The organism is Chryseobacterium gleum, from assembly GCF_900636535.1.
Taxonomy (GTDB): Bacteria; Bacteroidota; Bacteroidia; order Flavobacteriales; family Weeksellaceae; genus Chryseobacterium; species Chryseobacterium gleum.
In genome coordinates, this window is the sequence record NZ_LR134289.1 from 3,556,163 (window position 1) to 3,572,617 (window position 16,455).

The window sequence follows — 16,455 nt, forward strand, 5'->3', positions numbered from 1 at the left end:
ATACATATGAAAAAAGTTTGGATCATCGTTTTTGGATTAGGTTATCTGGGGGTAAGCGCCCAGAAGAAATGGTCCTTAAAAGAATGTGTAAGCTATGCAGTGGAGCATAATCTTCAGGTTATCCAAAATCAGTATAACAAACAAAATCAGGAATATAATCTTAAAGCTGCCCAAAAAGAATATTTGCCTTCTGTATCGGCAAGTATGACAAATGGGGTGAGTTTCGGACAAGGATCCTTAGGTGCCGGAAGCTTTAGAAACGATAGATTCAATAACAGTGTTGGTCTGGGGGCCGATATTTTGCTCTATAATAACGGAAGATTAGAGAAGAATATCAGAAAAGCCCAGTTTGATGTAGAAGCAAGTCAGTATGATATTGAAACCATTAAAAATGATATTTCCCTTCAGATTGCTCAACAATATCTGACCGCCTTGCTGAATAAGGAGATCGTTAAAATCTCTCAGAGTGCTGTGGACAATGCTCAGAAACAGTTTGACAGAGCTAAAATCACAACTCAGGTTGGAACCACCGCACAAACGGTTTTAGCAGAGGCTGAAGCAGCGCTGGCTAGAGAAAAGCAAAATCTTAAAACAGCAGAAGTAAACGTTGGACGTGCCTTGTTTGCTATCGCTCAGCTTTTACAACTGTCAGATTATAAGGGTTTTGACGTGGAAGATGTAAATGTTCCGGATAAGCTTGATTTACAGCTTAATTCCGTGGATGAAGTACTTACAACAGCGTATGAGATACAACCTCAGATTAAAGCAGCAGAAAGCAGAATAAGATCTGCCGAAGCACAAACGGAGGTAACCAAAACAGCATTTTGGCCTACATTAACAGCCAGCGCAGGTCTCAATACTTTCTATAACAGACAATTTGATCCTATCCCAGGTACAATACAGGGAACTTTTTTTGAACAATATAAAGATCAGTTCGGACAAAATGTGGGGCTGTCGCTTAATATTCCAATCTTTAATAAAGGAAAAACAAAATTACAGGTAGAACAGTCTAAAATAAACGAAAGCATTGCCAAAAATGCGTTGGAGCAGCAGAAGCAGACAGTAAGACAGAATGTACAGAAAGCTCAGTTTGATGCTGATGCCAATTATGAAACCTATCTGGCGGCGGTAGAAGCTGAAAAAAGCTCCAAACTGGCTCTTGATTTTGCCGATAAAAGCTACGCTGCCGGAAGAACAACCATCTATGACGTAAACGTGGCGAGAAATAATTATGCAAATGCACAGGGATCAGTAGCGCAGGCAAAATATAATTACCTTTTTAGTCTTAAACTATTGAATTTCTATGCAGGAATTCCATTAAGTTTGTAAAATGCCGATTCAATCTTTAGAAAAATACTTACCTCAAAATACACTTAAATATTTAAAAATCTGGTTTTCAGATTATTATATACATATAAAAGTTACAAGAAACAGGAATTCGAAACTGGGAGATTACAGAAAACTTCCGGACAATTCACATGAAATTACGGTAAATTCTACACTTACTCCACAACTTTTTTTCTTTGTGCTGACTCATGAGCTGGCCCATCTTATTGCGTTTGAAAAATACGGCAGAAGAATCTCTCCTCACGGAAATGAGTGGAAGGAAACCTTCAGAAACATGCTCTTGGAAAGCCTTGAAATTTATGATGAAGAACTAAAGCCCATTATCATCAAATTTTCAAAATCGCCCAAAGCAAATTTCATGGCCAGCCCCGATCTGGTAAGATATTTCCATACTGAAAAACAAGATGATACCCTTCAGTTTATCGAGGAACTTAAAAAGGGAGAATTTTTTATCTATCGCAACGAAAAGTATTTATTGGAAGGTCTGGTTAAAAAAAACTATCTTTGTAAGAACCTGGCTACTGGAAGGAAGTATTCTTTCAAGCCTTTAGCGAGGGTAGAAAAATGTAGCTAAGAATGTTAAAATCAGATAGATATTGCGTGATAATGGCAGGAGGAATCGGGAGCCGGTTCTGGCCGATGAGTACGCAAAAATTTCCAAAACAATTTCAGGATATTTTAGGAACCGGGCGCACAATGATTCAGCAGACTTATGACAGAATCAGTAAGGTAATTCCTAAAGAACAGATATTCGTAATTACGAATAAAGAGTATGTTTCTGTTTCCCATCAGCAGCTTCCGGAGATTCCCGAAGAAAACATTGTGGGTGAGCCGCTTATGAAGAATACAGCGGCCTGCAACCTGTATATGGCTAATAAAATCGCTGAGATCAATCCGGATGCAACGATGATTGTATTGCCGGCGGATCATTTGATCCTTAAAGAAGATGTGTTTCTGGAGAAAGTGGAGCTGGCGTTCGAGCTGGCATCAAAAAATGATTATCTGGTAACATTGGGTATAACTCCGACAAGACCTGATACTGGCTATGGTTACATTCAGTTTGTAGAAAAAAAAGGTTCTGAATACTTTAAGGTAAAAACATTCACAGAAAAACCTATCCTTGAAATTGCCCAAAGCTTTCTGGAAAGTGGTGATTTCCTTTGGAATGCAGGGATTTTTGTATGGAATGTGAAAAGTATTCACCATGCCTTTGATCTTTATCTTCCTGAAATGATGCAACATTTTATGGCATGTGAGTATAATTCAGAGAAAGAAAACAGCTGTATTGAAACCATTTATCCAAAAGTTCAGAAAATTTCTATTGATAACGGGATCCTTGAAAAAGCAAAAAATGTATATGTTATTCCATCAGATTTAGGATGGAGTGATCTAGGTACATGGACATCCGTATATGAAAATACAGAAAAAGATAAAGACGGAAACGCTGTAAAGCTGAAACACTTACTCTCTTATAATTCAAAAGGGAATATCATCCGCTTAAAGAATAATAACAAAGCCGTAATTATTGACGGGCTTGAAAATTACATTGTTGTTGATACAGATAAAGCACTTCTTATCTGCCCGAGAGACAATGACCAGCTTATTAAAGATTATGTTCTTGATTTAAAAAACTTTAAGAAAGGCGAGAAGTTCATGTAATATTTGGTATATTTCTGGTGATTTTTAAATTATGATTAAAACTGCAACCCGATTTACAATTCTTACATTCCTGCTTTTGGGAATCTCAACATATGCTCAGGAGAAAAAGAAATTTTCGAGCATTCCTGCTATTTTACAGCAGATCATCCCGGGCAGCAGGGTAGATTCCTGGGTGCTGGTATACAACAGCTATGGGAAAGGAGAGGAAATAAAGACTTCGGGTAAGGTAAATTATACTCCTCAGTTCTCAGGATTCAATCTTTTTCCCAGCGAAGACAGTTTTTATTATATTGCCTATTCAGAAGGCGGTAAAGTAAGCTATGTTACTGATGCCGAAGGACTAAAAAAGTTTGTAGACAGAATTGATAATGCCCAGGAGGCAGCAATTATATTAGCTGCAGACGGATACATGGTAGATGAAGAGTTCAAGGATCTTGCTGGTAATTACCATGAAGATCAGTCGAATTACTATCTTGATCTTGGAAAGCTAACCTCAAAGGAATGTCCTTATCAGAAAACACATTATACCGTAACGGTAAGTAAATCTACAGGTGCTGTAAGCAATGTAAAAGATAATGGAACCTATATTGAGCTTTACAATAAGAAATGTGCTAATAACCCGAGACTTTTAAAAATCGAAAAAAAAGAAGAACCAAAGAAAGATGAGCCCAAAAAAACATCCAAGCGCAGATAATATTTATGAGACTGAGCGATTAATTCTCCGTCCGATGTCCCGTGAAGATAAAGATTTTATCTTTGAGCTTTACAACAGGCCTAAATTTATTCAGTACATCGGTAACCGCAATGTTAATTCTATTGAAGATGCTGAAAATTATATTCTGAACAGATTTGCTCCACAGATTGAAAGACTGGGATTTGGAAACTATCTTTTAGTGACCAAAGAAGGAAATGAAAAAGTAGGAGCCGTAGGAATATTCGAAAGAGAGGGGCTTGATATTGTGGATATAGGATATTCTTTATTGGAAGAGTTTGAAGGCAAAGGCTATGCTTTTGAAGCCGCTAAGAAGGTTAAAGCTATTGGGATGGATGACTTTGGATTAACAAAAATATCCGCCATTATTTCCAAGGATAATATTTCTTCCCAGAAACTCATTGAAAAGCTGGGATTGAAGTTTAAAAAGCACGTCATATTGCCCGGAGAAACCGAAGAGCTCAACTATTACGAAACCGAATAATAAATCCCCAAAAAAATATTTTCACAAATAACACAGTGATATAAATCGTGTTATTTGTGAAAGCATTTGTGATATTTGTGTTTCAAAAAGAATTAACCTTCCAGAATCTGCTCAGCAGCAGTCTTTGACGTTACTTTTTCAATCACTCTTGTACAGACACTATTTTCATCGAAAATAAAAGTCGTTCTTACAATTCCCATATACGTTTTTCCAAATGTCTTTTTTTCCTGCCATACCCCAAATTTTTCAATGATATCTCGGTTTTCATCCGCAATAAGATCATAAGGAAAAGCGAATTTGCTATGGAAATTTTTCTGTTTTTTTACAGAATCACCGCTTACTCCCAATAACTGAAATCCCTCTTTTTTAAGCTTTGAATAATTATCACTCAGATTGCAGGCTTCTATTGTACAGGTGGGTGTATTCGCTTGCGGATAGAAGAAAACTACCAGTTTTTTTCCAATTAATTGTGATGAGGTTACGGTTTCTCCGTCTTGATTGATTCCTTCAAATTCAGGTAATTTATCTCCAACTTTCAGCATAATGATTTAATTTTGTTCAAATTTAAGGGTTACATGACAAAAAAACAAAGAGCAGAGATCGTTCAGAGAGAATTGGACAAATTATATCCCACAACGCCTATTCCGCTGGATCATACCGATCCATATACCTTAATGGTAGCCGTAGCGCTTTCCGCGCAGACCACAGATAAAAAAGTAAACCAGGTGACCCCTGATCTTTTCGCCGTAGCAGGTACTCCGCAGAGAATGGCCAAACTGGAAGAGTTTGAGATCAAGGAATTAATTAAAGAAATAGGACTGTCCAATACCAAAGCCAAAAACCTTAAAAGAATGGCAGAACTTCTGCTGGAGCGTCATAATGGTGTCGTTCCGCAGACTTATGAAGAATTGGAAGCTCTTCCGGGCGTAGGTCATAAAACCGCTTCGGTAGTGATGAGCCAGGGTTTCGGATTTCCTGCTTTTCCGGTAGATACCCATATTCATCGTTTGATGACACAGTGGAAGCTTACATCAGGAAAAAATGTTGTAGAGACAGAACGTGACGCCAAGAAATTATTCCCTGAAGAAGTATGGAATAAGCTTCACCTTCAGATCATTTTCTATGGAAGAGAATATTCTCCGGCGAGAGGAAAAGGAGAAAAAGATTTTATTACTAAAATGTTATTTGAGAAATAACTTGCCTTGTTTTAAGGCTAAGATCGCAAGTACTTATGATAATTTAGATTGAAAAGGTTCGCAAGGGCACTTCGTTGAGCAAAGGCAATATTTTCTTAGTTAAGTGAAATGCCCTTGCGAACTAATAGAAAACGCAACAATTACTTTGTGATCGTTGCGTTATTTGAGTTTTTTATGGATGGATTAAATGTCCAATAGCCTCCTGTGATAATTGATCTGTCCCAAATGATAGTCAAGATGGGCAAGCAGATGGATCAGAAAGTAATCAGTTGTCATGGCACTTTCAAAAACAACCAATGGATATTCTTTTTTCAGATCATCATCGGACAAATGCGAAAGCACTGAATCTATCATTGCTGCAGTGGCTTTCACCTTTTCAATAAGTTCCGCTTTGGGAATATTCTTTGACGAAAATTCAAGGTCACGCTGTCTTACGTATCCTGTGTTTCCAAGATGCGTTCCGATAAAATGATTAAGATTTCCTACCAGATGAAGTGTTAGATTACCCGCAGAATTAGCAATGTTTTTATCAGTTTTCCAAAGATTTTCTTCATTCTGATAAGCTTCTATTTCTGCTTTTAATTTATTTAAATCTCTGCTGTAAAGAGATCTGAGGCTTTCTGTGATCATGGAATTTTAATTTTTAAAATTATTCAAATTTACTGAATAAGAGTTTAAAAAGAAAGGTACTGACTAAAGTCCAGTACCCTTAAATTTATTTTTGCTTTTGAGCCCAAAGCTCCATTTTCCTGTTCAGAACATCCAGAGGAAGACATCCCTGACTTAATACTTCATCATGGAAGCTTGCCAGATTGAATTTGTTTCCAAGCTCTTTCTGATATTTTTCTCTCAGCTCACGGATTCTTAAAGAGCCTATTTTGTAGCCTAAAGCCTGCCCAGGCATTGCCATATATCTTTCAACTTCTGCAGTGGCAGATCCTTCGTCATAGGAAATGTTGCTTAAGAAATATTTGATCGCCTCTTCTCTTGACATTTTTCCGGTATGAAGTCCTGTATCTACAACAAGTCTTACCGCTCTCAGCATCTGATCGCTTAAGTAGCCCATTTTCTGGTAAGGATCTGTATACAACCCGAATTCAGGTCCTAATGTTTCACAATAGTGCGCCCATCCTTCACCATAAGCTCCAAACCATCCGAATCTCATGAATTTAGGAAGCTTTGTATTTTCCTGTTGAAGAGACATCTGATAGTGATGTCCTGGGATGGCCTCATGAAGGAAAAGAGACTCCATTCCTGAAGTAACATTGAATTTGGAAGGATCCGGAAGCGGAACATAGAATATACCCGGTCTTTTACCATCCGGAGTTCCAGGCATATATTCTGCGCTGGCACTTGCTTCTCTGAACTTCTCTGTCTGTCTGATCTCAAACTTTGTTTTTGGCGTTACATTAAACATCGTTTTCAGCTTCGGAGTGATTTTCGTTAAAATGCCATTAAATGCATTTAAAACCTCCTTGGAAGTCTTATAAGGCATCGCCTTTGGATCTGTTTTTACAAATGTGATAAATTCTTCCAGAGTTCCGGTAAAGCCAACCTGCTGTTTTACTTTTTCCATTTCCGCACGAAGCATAGCTACCTGCTGCAATCCGATCTTATTGATCTCTTCAGGAGATTTTTTGGTAGTGGTCCAGCTTTTTACATAATAGCCGTAAATTTCATTACCGTTGGGAAGACTGTTGTATCCATCGGTATCCCTTGCTTTGGGAAGATATTCTTTTTCAAGGAACGTTCCCATTTTAATATAGGCCGGGATAATCTTTTTCGAAATGGCTTCTTTGTAAAGTGCAGAAAATTTATCTTTCTGAGCCTGGGAGAAATTTTTAGGAAAATTTCTGATCGGGCCATAGAAAATATTCTTTTCCATATCAGAAGTTGTGATTTCCTCGGCTTTCATCTGAGGAATCATTTTAACAACAAGCTTTTTAGGAAGGACCATTTTATTAGTCATCCCTTCACGGAAATTGTCTGCAGCAGCATCCATCCATTCCGGGAATTTTTCCATTCTTTTCAGCCAGTCGCTGTAATCTTTTTCCGTTTTAAAAGGCTGGTTACCCTGTCCACTTCCATATAAAGGAAAAGTAAGCGGAAGACCGCCAAACTGGGTAAACGGAATATATTCCGGATGATAGGCATAAGCCTCAATTTTATCTTTTAAAGTGTAATCCAAAACATCATATACCACTTTATCCTCATCAGAAAGGGTTTTATAATCTACATTTTCCAGTTGTTTCTGTACAGAAGTGTAGAATGCTATTTCTCCTGAGATAAAGTCTTTATCAATATTAATAGGAAGCTGGTCATTATATCTTGTATCTCCCTGTGCTGTAGCGTCCATTGGATATAGCTTAAGATATTGCTCATAATAGTTGGAAGCAATAGAATCCAGATTACTTGGGGTCACTTTTGTAAGGGGAGAGTCCGATTTTTTGCAGGAAGCAAGACCTATCATCAACCCCAGTGCCAGAATACCTTTTGATAAAATGTTTTTCATTTTCAGAATCTTTATGAAAACAAAAGTAGGTATTATTGGGATATTCAGGCTTATGGTATGCACTGATTTTAAAAAATTATTTTCAAAATCCTTTCAACTTTGAATCAATTTTCTATCTTTGTCTAAAACGTTTAACAATCATATTATTACAGTTCTTTTTTAAGAAAAAATGAAAGGGATTTTAAAAATTTACCATCCGGAAGAAACGCTAAAATACAATATCAGAAATACTTATTGTAAAGCAGTTTACAGCAACCAGCAACACTTTTTAGAGGTTGAAGTGATTACGGATGACAGTTTGGATCACGTAGATGATGATTCACTACAGTACAACTTTCCGCAGCTTTCACTTGAAATTTTCGATTTCCCTATCGACTCTGCGGAAATAGAAGGAAAAACCATCACCATCAATGACTCTGATGAAGAGACCTATACAGAAGTAGATCTATTCGACGATGAAGATGCCTATATCTATGATAATGAGCTTCTTTTTGAAAAAAATGAAGAAGGGGAGCTTCAGGTTATCTGGAAAGGAACTATTGATGATTTCTATACGGGTTCAGATACTCCGATTCCTTTTAGATTAAAATGCGAATTCAAGCAGGATGATATTGAAGTAGACGAAGACTAACCGAAAACTTCATTTTTTAATACCGGATTTCTTTTCAGAATTATTTTTGGAAAGAAATTTGCTGTTTGTAGAACTGTAACAAATTTTAAGTTGTTTTTAAGCAATTTTTAAGAGTTCAATTCATAATATTCTACTACATTTGTCGTTGAAACTTTAATAAAATTCACATTTAATGCTGTTAACGGAACTTTCTCAGATTTTATTTGCACAAATCGCTACACCTGCAGTTGCTGCAGACAACTTAGAGTTCTCATTCTGGAAAATTATGTTCCATGGAGGAGCTTTCGCTAAAATAGTGATGGTCACCGTATTACTGTTGGGAGTGTTTTCTCTGTATCTGTTTTTTGAAAGATTTTTCTTTATTAAAAGACTGGCTTCAAAAACAGATTCCAACTTCATGAACAATATTGAGGACTTCATCAAAGCTGGAAAAATAGAGGCAGCAACAGATTACTGCAAAACCCAGAATTCTCCGGAAGGAAGAATTTTAGAGAAGGGAATTTCAAGATTGGGGCGTCCTGTTTCAGATATTGTAAGTGCCATGGAAGCACAGGCACAGGTAGAGGTTGCCAATATGGAAAAAAACCTGAATCTTTTGGCTGTAGTACCAAGTATTGCACCAATGCTGGGACTTTTAGGTACGGTAATCGGGATGATTATTGCTTTCTTTAATTTATCTCATGCCACAGGGTCTTTCTCTCCGAAAACACTTTCAGAAGGTATTTATACCGCTTTAGGGCAAACCGCTGTAGGTTTGGCAGTAGCAATTCCTGCCAACTTCTGTTACAATATCCTTTTGACAAGGATTGATAAATTTGTACTGAAGGCTCAGAACATGTCTGGAGAATTTTTAGACCTTATCAATAAACCTTTATAATTTTCTTACGATGAAAATTCAAAGAAGAAATAAAGCGAATCCGGAATTCAGTTTAGCAGCGATGACAGACGTTATCCTGTTGATGCTGATTTTCTTTATGATCACCTCTTCAGCTGCCAACCAGAGTGCTATTGATGTGAATCTACCGAAAGCCGGAGCAGTTGACGATAATATTCCTAATCCTTTAACTGTTAGTATTAAGCCTGACGGTTCATTCTTTGTGGATGATAATCCTGCCAATAAAGGAGAACTTGAGAAGATTATTGTAGATAAATTGGCGGGTCAGACCAATAAATCGTTTACGATCAGAGCTGATGAAAACACATTACATAAAGATGTTGTTTTTGTAATGGAAATTGCTGAAAAACATAAATTTAACATTGCGATTGCAACCGTTAAAGATAAATAACATAGCCGGATTTCCGGAAAGATTTACTTTTTAAGATGAGAAGCTATACAGCAAACAGAAACGAAGAAAATAAAGACAGGGTAAAAAGCGCATTGCTTTCTATTCTGATCTGGGCTGCTATTCTGCTTTTTGTTTTTTTATATAAATTAAAACCCGAACTGGATAAAGACCCTGAAGTGGTTACCACAATGCTGGTGAACTTTGGAGACAACAGAAACGGAAAAGGGATCGAAGAGCCTGCTGAGCAGCCTGGAAGCCTTGCCGCAGCCACAGAAGAAGTAACACCTGAACCTGCAGAAACACCGGTTCCGGAAACAAAAACTGTTGTGAAGCCAGAGCCTTTACCTACTCCTGAACCTAAGAAAACAGAAGTGAAGGAAAAGGTAATCACTGGGAATAACTCAAAAACAACAGTTCCTAAAAAAGAAGAATCAAAAAAAGCTGAGAAAAAAGAAGCAACCAGTACAAGTGCTTCTAAAAATACCAAAAAATCGGGCGCTGCTACAGCCAATTCAAAAACAGGAAATGGGGACGGAAAAGGAACAGCAGCCATAGGAAACCTGATCAAAGGAAGAGGAACTAAAGCCGGAAGCCAGGGAACTGGTGATGGTATCGGAAATGCGGGGGATCCTTTAGGAGGTGACGGAAATGGCGACAGCAAGGTTGGAATCGACAGGAAATTAGTCGGTTATATTCCCGGAACAATGGGAAGAGGAGGAGTGCAACCCTCTCACAGCTGTACAGCAAGCGGATCGATTACGATTTCCTACACCGTAGATAAAGCAGGAAATGTAGTGTCGGCAAGAAGATCAGGAGGTATTTCGGATCCTTGCGTGTCATCTACATCCGTAGCCTGGGTTAAGAAGTATGTGAAGGCGGAGAAAGCCAATACTTCTTCAACCGGTACTTATAAAATTACTTTCTAAAAATACAAAAGCACTTTATTCAAGTGCTTTTTTCAATTCATTTATTCTGTTGATAACCGGCAGGGCAAAAATACCGCTGGTCTGTAGATACAGCTCATAGAATGTTTTTGCTTTATCCTGAAAATCTTTATTCTGGCCTTGTCTGCTTTTAAAGTAGAAAAGATTTCCAAGCATTTCATAATAATCTTTATGATCTCTTTCCTGTCTCTCATTGACCAGGGCAATCATTTCTTCTTTAGTCATTGAGGAAACTTCGGTGAAATTCATCTTGAAAATATCTCTCATTAGCGTATCAAAATCCAGTTCTTTCTGCATTAAACTTTCTTCAGGTTTGTCCAGAATCAGTTTTTCCAATGCCTGGGTTAATTGGCGGATGAGTCTTAGTGTAAATTCTTTATCTGTAATCATAATGGATGTAAAGTTTTAAGTTTAATGTTTTAAGTTAATAGCATTGTTCAACCAGCATCTTTTCATTATGCGAAAAATAAATAAGCCAGTGCGATAGAAGTGATAATACCCACCAGATCGGCCAGAAGCATGGCAATTACCGTATATCTTGTATTTTTAACAGCCACAGCCCCGAAATATACTGCGATCACGTAAAACGTCGTATCTGAGCTTCCCTGAAGAACTGCTGCCAATTTACCCTGAAAACTATCAGCTCCAAATGTTGTCATTGTGTCTACCATCATTCCTCTGGCTCCGGAACCGGATAAAGGTTTGATTAAAGCCGTTGGAAGTCCATCCACAAATCTAGGATCCATATTGGCAACGTTGGCCACCCACTTCATTCCGTCGATAATCACATCGAAAACACCGGAGGTTCTTAATAATGAAATGGCAATCAGCATTCCGACAAGGTAAGGGATAATCTTGACACAGGTTGTAAAACCTTCTTTTGCCCCTTCAATAAAGGCATCAAAAACGTTGATTTTTTTATAAACAGCACCCAATACAATCGCCAGGAAAATGAAGAGAATCAGTCCATTGCTCAATACTTTGCTGAAATCGTCCAGCTCATCTTTGCTCAACTGAACCAGGTACAAAACCAATAAAGCGATAACGGCTGAAATTCCTCCTACATAGGCAATCACTACAGGACGGAGAAGATTGATTTTCTGATATAATGAAACGATAATCATTGCTGCCAGTGTAGCGGCAAAAGTGGCAATCATACAGGGCAGGAAAATATCTGTAGGCGTTTTGGAACCCATCGAGGCTCTGATCGCAATAATCGATACAGGAATCAAAGTCATACCACCTGCATGAAGGCACAGAAACATAATCTGTGAATTGCTGGCTGTATCTTTATTAGGGTTTAAAGTCTGGAGACTTTCCATTGCTTTTAAACCAAAAGGAGTCGCAGCATTATCTAGCCCTAATAGATTGGCGCTGAAATTCATCAGCATGTGCCCGAATGCGGGATGATTCTTAGGGATATCAGGAAATAGTTTAGAGAAAAAGGGCTGTATCAGACGGCTTAAAAGGTTGATGCCTCCAGCTTTTTCAGCAATACTCATGAATCCCATAAACAGGGTCATAATTCCGATAAGGCCAAGGCAGATTTTAACTGCGGTTTCTGAAGTCCCGATTACTCCGTCTGATTCCTGAACGCGGTAAACATTTACATTCTGTTTTAAAGAATCTGTTTTATAGTGGATTCTGCTGTCTGCAAAATCATTTTTTTTCATCAGGCTGTCTCTTACAACAGGGGAGAGGCTGTTCATAGGCTGGGAAGCAATCTTCACTGTATCACCACCTTTTCCTACCACCATATCATTGAAAATGGTTTTGTAATTACCTGACGAAACGTATTTTATACTGGCAATGGCAATGGCAATGATAATGAAAGCCGACCAAATTCTGCTGAGAACCATCTGATTGATTTAATTGTTTAAACTTATCGAAAATACTTTAAACCACAAAAATAACTAAAGTCTTTTGTTATTCTGGTGTTAAAGAGAACTAATGATGGCTTCTAATCTTAAAGTATATTGTTAACGCAATGTACGCAAAGGTTTTTAATGATGACGGTTGATTTTTTCTTTTGCAAAGGCGTTAGCGCTAACCAAAGAGAATTTAAGTTAGGGAACATTGCTGAATGAAATGCCCTTGCGAACAAAAAATATACATTAAGTTTTTAGATTTTCCCTGCGCTCCCTGGCGTTTAAAACTAAAATGATTTACTCTTCCAGATAAACAAGATACCCCTCAAAATTGTCATCCAGGCTTTTAAGAACTTTTGCATCATCCATTTTTTTGATTAATGCATCTACAAAGAAGCTTTTTTCAAAAAACTGACGGTGAATTCCCGGTAAAAGTTCCATGAAATAATCCATTCCGATTTTGTTGTTATGAAGATCCATTTTGGTTTCCAGGGGCTCATTCGGGAACAGCTCTTCATGCATGTCCGTAATTCTTTTGCAAAAATCAAGCGCTTTTTTAGGAGAGGAAATCTTACAGCAGTACATCATAATGAAGCAGCACCAGAGAGCATGCCTGAAAGCATTTCCAATGCCGTTATTGGAGGCTGTTTCAGGGAATTTTTTCTGTGCAATGGTGAATGCCTTTACTGTAGCATAAAAACTTAGTAAAGCGAAAAGAGGATGGGGAAGGATGAGTGATAAAAGACGCATAATCTTTTTAAAACTCATACTCCTGATGGCATTGAAAAATATTTTAAAAGTCCTCATAAATAAAAATCTCTCCCTAATTAGAGAGAGATTGTATTGTTTTTGTTACAGATACTATGCTTTTACAGCCAATAAATTAACTGTTTTGGCAACCGTATCCTGAATTTCAGTTCTTTTTACGATGAAATCTACAAATCCTTTTTCCTGTAAGAATTCTGATGTCTGGAATCCTTCCGGTAAGTCTCTACCAATCGTTTCACGGATTACTCTTGGTCCAGCAAAACCGATCAGTGCTCCCGGCTCTGCCATGATGATATCGGCAGTCATAGCGAAAGAAGCTGTGATTCCTCCGAATGTAGGGTCACAAAGGTAAGCGATGTATAAAAGTCCTGCTTCGGAAAGCTGAGCTAATTTAGCCTGAACTTTTGCCAATTGCATCAGAGAGTAAGTGGCTTCCTGCATTCTTGCTCCTCCGGACTGACAGATAATCATATACGGAAGCTTATGTGCGATACAGTAATCTACAGCTCTTCTGATCTTTTCTCCCATTACAGAACCCAAAGATCCACCGATGAAAGCAAAATCCATACAAGAAACTACCATTTCAGTTCCTTTTACAGTTCCTACTGCGTTTCTGATAGAATCTGTAAGCTTTGTTTTAGCTTTCACTTCTTTCAGACGGTCTTTGTAAGGCTTTGTATCTTTGAAGTTTAAGATATCAATACTCTCAACATTGGCATCCAGTTCGGTAAATTTACCACCGTCAAAAAGGATGTCAAAAAATTCTGCACTTCCTATTCTCACATGAAATCCGTCTTCAGGAGAAACGTAGTTATTTCTCTTTAGTTCATCATGTTCCACTACTTTTCCGGAAGGAGTCTGATGCCACAGGCCTTTGGGAACGTCCTTTTTTTCATCAGTAGAAGTGGTAATGTTTTTTGCTTTTCTTTTAAACCAGTCGAATGCCATTTTTGTTTGTATTAATGTATAAATGTAAAATGTATCAATGTAAATCTATTTCTTATGAATATTTTTTACATTGATACAATTGTACAGTTCTTATTTTAAAGTATTTACGTTATTTAAATCTTCAAATGCTTTCACCAATCTTGCAGAGAATGTATCCTCACCTTTTCTTACCCAAACTCTTGGATCATAGAATTTTTTGTTAGGTTTTTCTTCTCCTTCAGGGTTTCCGATCTGAGCTCTTAAATATTCAATATTGTTGATCATATAATCTCTGATTCCTTCTGTGTATGCAAACTGAAGGTCAGTATCAATGTTCATTTTGATTACTCCGTAATCGATCGCTTCTCTGATCTCTTCTAAAGTAGATCCTGAACCTCCGTGGAATACAAAGTTGATCGGTTTAGCAGCCGTTCCGAATTTCTCCTGAACATATTTCTGAGAATTGTCAAGAATTTTCGGAGTAAGAACCACGTTTCCTGGCTTGTAAACTCCGTGTACGTTACCGAAAGCAGCAGCGATTGTGAAGTTGTCAGAAATAGCTTTTAATTTTTCATAAGTATAAGCTACATCTTCAGGCTGTGTATATAATTTAGAGTTATCAACGTCTGAGTTGTCAACACCGTCTTCTTCACCACCGGTAACCCCGATTTCTACTTCAAGAGTCATCTGAAGCTTAGCCATTCTTTCGAAATATTTAGCTGAAATCTCAAGGTTTTCTTCTAAAGATTCCTCAGAAAGGTCTAACATGTGAGAAGAGTAAAGAGATTTTCCTGTCTGCTTGAAGAATTCTTCGTTAGCATCCATCAAACCATCAATCCAGGGAAGTAATTTCTTTGCACAGTGGTCTGTGTGTAAAATTACTGTTGCTCCGTAAGCTTCTGCAAGCGTGTGAATATGTTTTGCTCCCGCGATAGCTCCTAAGATTGCAGACTTTTGTCCGTCATTGCTTAATCCTTTCCCTGCGTTGAACGCAGCTCCTCCATTTGAAAACTGAATAATTACAGGAGCGTTTAATTTCGCTGCAGTTTCCATCGTAGCGTTTACGTTGCTTGATCCAATTACGTTTACTGCAGGTAATGCAAATTTGTTTTCTTTAGCATACTGAAAGATATCAGTAACTAACTGACCTGTGGCAACTCCTGCCGGAAAAATTCTGCTCATGTTTTACTTTTTGTTATAAATTTATTAGGTGTTTTTAATTTCGTGTAAAGGTAATCATTTTTAAGAAATTGCTAATTTCTTTTATCTCTTCCCCAAAGTAGCTTCTGACGGATGGTTTCGTAGAAACTTAAACTGTTGGGCTGTACCAGAAGAAGCTGGAATTTTGCTTTTTTGATAATGATTTCTTTATCTGTTTCTATATGGATCAGCCGGGAGTCTAAGGAAAGGGAGTATTGAGGTACACGGCTTTCCACCCTGAATTTTATTTCTACCTTATCATTTACAACCAGAGGCCTTACGTTCAGGTTGTGAGGTGCAATTGGAGTAATGACAAAATTTTCGTTGTTGGGAGAGATAATTGGTCCTCCGCAGCTCAGAGAGTATGCGGTAGAGCCTGTTGGCGTTGAAATGATCACGCCATCGCCCCAGAATACATTGAGAAATTCATCGTTAATATAAGAATCAACGGTGATCATGGATGTGGTTTCTTTTCTGGACACGGTAACATCATTCAACGCATAAGGAAAAGACCCTTCAAGCTTGGGCGAAACCACTTCTATTACTGAACGTCGGCTTGTTTTTACATCTCCTTTTAAGATAGAATCCAGTTCTTTAAACACCTGTTCCTTCGTGAAAAAGGCTAAAAATCCAAGACGTCCTGTATTTACTCCTACTACCGGAATTTCAAGATCTTCAATGAAGGTTAAAGAATTCACAATAGTTCCGTCACCACCGAAAGTGAAGAACAGATCTACCTCTTTATCCAGAAGATCCTGTTTGCAGTTGAAAGTTTCGAATATTTTTGAAAACTGAAGAGCCTCAGCCATTTCATCATACAGAACAGATTTTACACCTCTTGCTTCAAGTTCAGAGATAAACTTGCTTAAATATAAAAAAGTATCAAGATCTTTTTTCTGAGAATATATGGCTGCCTTCATG

The 16,455-nt window shown here is 37.7% G+C and carries 19 protein-coding genes; 10 read left to right on the top strand and 9 right to left on the bottom strand.

Annotated elements, in window-relative coordinates; translation table 11 throughout:
* Positions 1 to 6: 6 nt before the first annotated feature.
* The 5 genes from EL165_RS16180 to EL165_RS16200 are packed head-to-tail and all read left to right on the top strand — an operon-like array spanning position 7 to position 4,202.
* On the top strand, positions 7 to 1,329 hold the full coding sequence (locus tag EL165_RS16180) for a TolC family protein (protein ID WP_002982116.1): 1,323 nt from the start codon (positions 7 to 9) through the stop codon (positions 1,327 to 1,329).
* Between the two features lies 1 nt (position 1,330).
* The gene (locus tag EL165_RS16185) at positions 1,331 to 1,921 is read left to right on the top strand and encodes a SprT-like domain-containing protein (protein ID WP_002982119.1); all 591 of its coding nucleotides are present in this window, start codon (positions 1,331 to 1,333) and stop codon (positions 1,919 to 1,921) included.
* Between the two features lie 2 nt (positions 1,922 to 1,923).
* Positions 1,924 to 3,006 (top strand): mannose-1-phosphate guanylyltransferase, encoded by a 1,083-nt coding sequence (locus EL165_RS16190; RefSeq protein ID WP_041461956.1) that lies wholly within the window; start codon positions 1,924 to 1,926, stop codon positions 3,004 to 3,006.
* A gap of 31 nt (positions 3,007 to 3,037) precedes the next feature.
* Complete coding sequence (locus tag EL165_RS16195) at positions 3,038 to 3,700, top strand: hypothetical protein (protein ID WP_002982124.1); 663 nt, start codon at positions 3,038 to 3,040, stop codon at positions 3,698 to 3,700.
* Positions 3,669 to 4,202 carry a GNAT family N-acetyltransferase gene (locus EL165_RS16200; protein ID WP_002982127.1) on the top strand — a complete coding sequence of 178 codons (534 nt, stop codon included), beginning with the start codon at positions 3,669 to 3,671 and terminating at the stop codon, positions 4,200 to 4,202. Before EL165_RS16195 ends, EL165_RS16200 begins: the two co-directional genes overlap by 32 nt.
* Before the next feature lie 92 nt (positions 4,203 to 4,294).
* Here EL165_RS16200 and bcp read toward each other — a convergent pair whose 3' ends face one another.
* On the bottom strand, positions 4,295 to 4,744 hold the full coding sequence (gene bcp / locus EL165_RS16205) for a thioredoxin-dependent thiol peroxidase (protein ID WP_002982129.1): 450 nt from the start codon (positions 4,742 to 4,744) through the stop codon (positions 4,295 to 4,297).
* A 33-nt stretch (positions 4,745 to 4,777) separates the two neighbouring features.
* Between bcp and nth the strand changes: the two genes are divergently transcribed.
* On the top strand, positions 4,778 to 5,398 hold the full coding sequence (gene nth, locus EL165_RS16210) for an endonuclease III (RefSeq protein ID WP_002982132.1): 621 nt from the start codon (positions 4,778 to 4,780) through the stop codon (positions 5,396 to 5,398).
* 183 nt (positions 5,399 to 5,581) lie between these two features.
* On the opposite strand, the gene EL165_RS16215 is transcribed toward nth, so the two are convergent.
* Both EL165_RS16215 and EL165_RS16220 read right to left on the bottom strand, forming a co-directional pair.
* Positions 5,582 to 6,028 (bottom strand): DinB family protein, encoded by a 447-nt coding sequence (locus EL165_RS16215; RefSeq protein WP_002982133.1) that lies wholly within the window; start codon positions 6,026 to 6,028, stop codon positions 5,582 to 5,584.
* 85 nt (positions 6,029 to 6,113) lie between these two features.
* Positions 6,114 to 7,910, bottom strand: coding sequence for a DUF885 domain-containing protein (locus tag EL165_RS16220; RefSeq protein WP_002982134.1), 1,797 nt, complete (start codon positions 7,908 to 7,910; stop codon positions 6,114 to 6,116).
* Between the two features lie 169 nt (positions 7,911 to 8,079).
* Here EL165_RS16220 and EL165_RS16225 point away from each other — a divergent pair, with 169 nt between their 5' ends.
* The 4 genes from EL165_RS16225 to EL165_RS16240 all read left to right on the top strand — a co-directional run bounded on the left by EL165_RS16225 (position 8,080) and on the right by EL165_RS16240 (position 10,753).
* On the top strand, positions 8,080 to 8,541 hold the full coding sequence (locus tag EL165_RS16225) for a hypothetical protein (protein WP_002982135.1): 462 nt from the start codon (positions 8,080 to 8,082) through the stop codon (positions 8,539 to 8,541).
* 172 nt (positions 8,542 to 8,713) lie between these two features.
* The gene (locus tag EL165_RS16230; protein ID WP_002982136.1) at positions 8,714 to 9,418 is read left to right on the top strand and encodes a MotA/TolQ/ExbB proton channel family protein; all 705 of its coding nucleotides are present in this window, start codon (positions 8,714 to 8,716) and stop codon (positions 9,416 to 9,418) included.
* 10 nt (positions 9,419 to 9,428) lie between these two features.
* Positions 9,429 to 9,827: an ExbD/TolR family protein gene (locus EL165_RS16235; RefSeq protein ID WP_002982137.1), complete on the top strand. Its 399-nt coding sequence runs from the start codon at positions 9,429 to 9,431 to the stop codon at positions 9,825 to 9,827.
* Positions 9,828 to 9,862: 35 nt separating this feature from the next.
* Positions 9,863 to 10,753: a hypothetical protein gene (locus EL165_RS16240; RefSeq protein WP_002982138.1), complete on the top strand. Its 891-nt coding sequence runs from the start codon at positions 9,863 to 9,865 to the stop codon at positions 10,751 to 10,753.
* Positions 10,754 to 10,768: 15 nt separating this feature from the next.
* Here EL165_RS16240 and EL165_RS16245 read toward each other — a convergent pair whose 3' ends face one another.
* From EL165_RS16245 to EL165_RS16270, 6 genes are all read right to left on the bottom strand, one after another.
* The gene (locus tag EL165_RS16245; protein WP_002982139.1) at positions 10,769 to 11,161 is read right to left on the bottom strand and encodes a hypothetical protein; all 393 of its coding nucleotides are present in this window, start codon (positions 11,159 to 11,161) and stop codon (positions 10,769 to 10,771) included.
* Positions 11,162 to 11,226: 65 nt separating this feature from the next.
* Positions 11,227 to 12,630 carry a nucleoside recognition domain-containing protein gene (locus tag EL165_RS16250; protein WP_002982140.1) on the bottom strand — a complete coding sequence of 468 codons (1,404 nt, stop codon included), beginning with the start codon at positions 12,628 to 12,630 and terminating at the stop codon, positions 11,227 to 11,229.
* A 306-nt stretch (positions 12,631 to 12,936) separates the two neighbouring features.
* Positions 12,937 to 13,446 (bottom strand): DUF6973 domain-containing protein, encoded by a 510-nt coding sequence (locus tag EL165_RS16255; RefSeq protein ID WP_002982141.1) that lies wholly within the window; start codon positions 13,444 to 13,446, stop codon positions 12,937 to 12,939.
* Positions 13,447 to 13,500: 54 nt separating this feature from the next.
* Positions 13,501 to 14,355 carry an acetyl-CoA carboxylase, carboxyltransferase subunit beta gene (gene accD, locus EL165_RS16260; RefSeq protein ID WP_002982142.1) on the bottom strand — a complete coding sequence of 285 codons (855 nt, stop codon included), beginning with the start codon at positions 14,353 to 14,355 and terminating at the stop codon, positions 13,501 to 13,503.
* 90 nt (positions 14,356 to 14,445) lie between these two features.
* The gene (fbaA, locus tag EL165_RS16265) at positions 14,446 to 15,516 is read right to left on the bottom strand and encodes a class II fructose-bisphosphate aldolase (RefSeq protein ID WP_002982143.1); all 1,071 of its coding nucleotides are present in this window, start codon (positions 15,514 to 15,516) and stop codon (positions 14,446 to 14,448) included.
* Positions 15,517 to 15,587: 71 nt separating this feature from the next.
* Entirely contained in the window at positions 15,588 to 16,454 is an 867-nt protein-coding gene (locus tag EL165_RS16270; protein ID WP_002982144.1) for an NAD kinase, read from the bottom strand.
* Position 16,455 lies beyond the last annotated feature (1 nt).

Bases quoted from the DNA above. Each gene is read 5' to 3' on its own strand.
- EL165_RS16180 (WP_002982116.1), top strand. From the start codon at position 7: ATGAAAAAAGTTTGGATCATCGTTTTTGGATTAGGTTATCTGGGGGTA.
- EL165_RS16185 (WP_002982119.1), top strand. From the start codon at position 1,331: ATGCCGATTCAATCTTTAGAAAAATACTTACCTCAAAATACACTTAAA.
- EL165_RS16190 (WP_041461956.1), top strand. From the start codon at position 1,924: ATGTTAAAATCAGATAGATATTGCGTGATAATGGCAGGAGGAATCGGG.
- EL165_RS16195 (WP_002982124.1), top strand. From the start codon at position 3,038: ATGATTAAAACTGCAACCCGATTTACAATTCTTACATTCCTGCTTTTG.
- EL165_RS16200 (WP_002982127.1), top strand. From the start codon at position 3,669: ATGAGCCCAAAAAAACATCCAAGCGCAGATAATATTTATGAGACTGAG.
- bcp (WP_002982129.1), bottom strand. From the start codon at position 4,744: ATGCTGAAAGTTGGAGATAAATTACCTGAATTTGAAGGAATCAATCAA.
- nth (WP_002982132.1), top strand. From the start codon at position 4,778: ATGACAAAAAAACAAAGAGCAGAGATCGTTCAGAGAGAATTGGACAAA.
- EL165_RS16215 (WP_002982133.1), bottom strand. From the start codon at position 6,028: ATGATCACAGAAAGCCTCAGATCTCTTTACAGCAGAGATTTAAATAAA.
- EL165_RS16220 (WP_002982134.1), bottom strand. From the start codon at position 7,910: ATGAAAAACATTTTATCAAAAGGTATTCTGGCACTGGGGTTGATGATA.
- EL165_RS16225 (WP_002982135.1), top strand. From the start codon at position 8,080: ATGAAAGGGATTTTAAAAATTTACCATCCGGAAGAAACGCTAAAATAC.
- EL165_RS16230 (WP_002982136.1), top strand. From the start codon at position 8,714: ATGCTGTTAACGGAACTTTCTCAGATTTTATTTGCACAAATCGCTACA.
- EL165_RS16235 (WP_002982137.1), top strand. From the start codon at position 9,429: ATGAAAATTCAAAGAAGAAATAAAGCGAATCCGGAATTCAGTTTAGCA.
- EL165_RS16240 (WP_002982138.1), top strand. From the start codon at position 9,863: ATGAGAAGCTATACAGCAAACAGAAACGAAGAAAATAAAGACAGGGTA.
- EL165_RS16245 (WP_002982139.1), bottom strand. From the start codon at position 11,161: ATGATTACAGATAAAGAATTTACACTAAGACTCATCCGCCAATTAACC.
- EL165_RS16250 (WP_002982140.1), bottom strand. From the start codon at position 12,630: ATGGTTCTCAGCAGAATTTGGTCGGCTTTCATTATCATTGCCATTGCC.
- EL165_RS16255 (WP_002982141.1), bottom strand. From the start codon at position 13,446: ATGAGGACTTTTAAAATATTTTTCAATGCCATCAGGAGTATGAGTTTT.
- accD (WP_002982142.1), bottom strand. From the start codon at position 14,355: ATGGCATTCGACTGGTTTAAAAGAAAAGCAAAAAACATTACCACTTCT.
- fbaA (WP_002982143.1), bottom strand. From the start codon at position 15,516: ATGAGCAGAATTTTTCCGGCAGGAGTTGCCACAGGTCAGTTAGTTACT.
- EL165_RS16270 (WP_002982144.1), bottom strand. From the start codon at position 16,454: ATGAAGGCAGCCATATATTCTCAGAAAAAAGATCTTGATACTTTTTTA.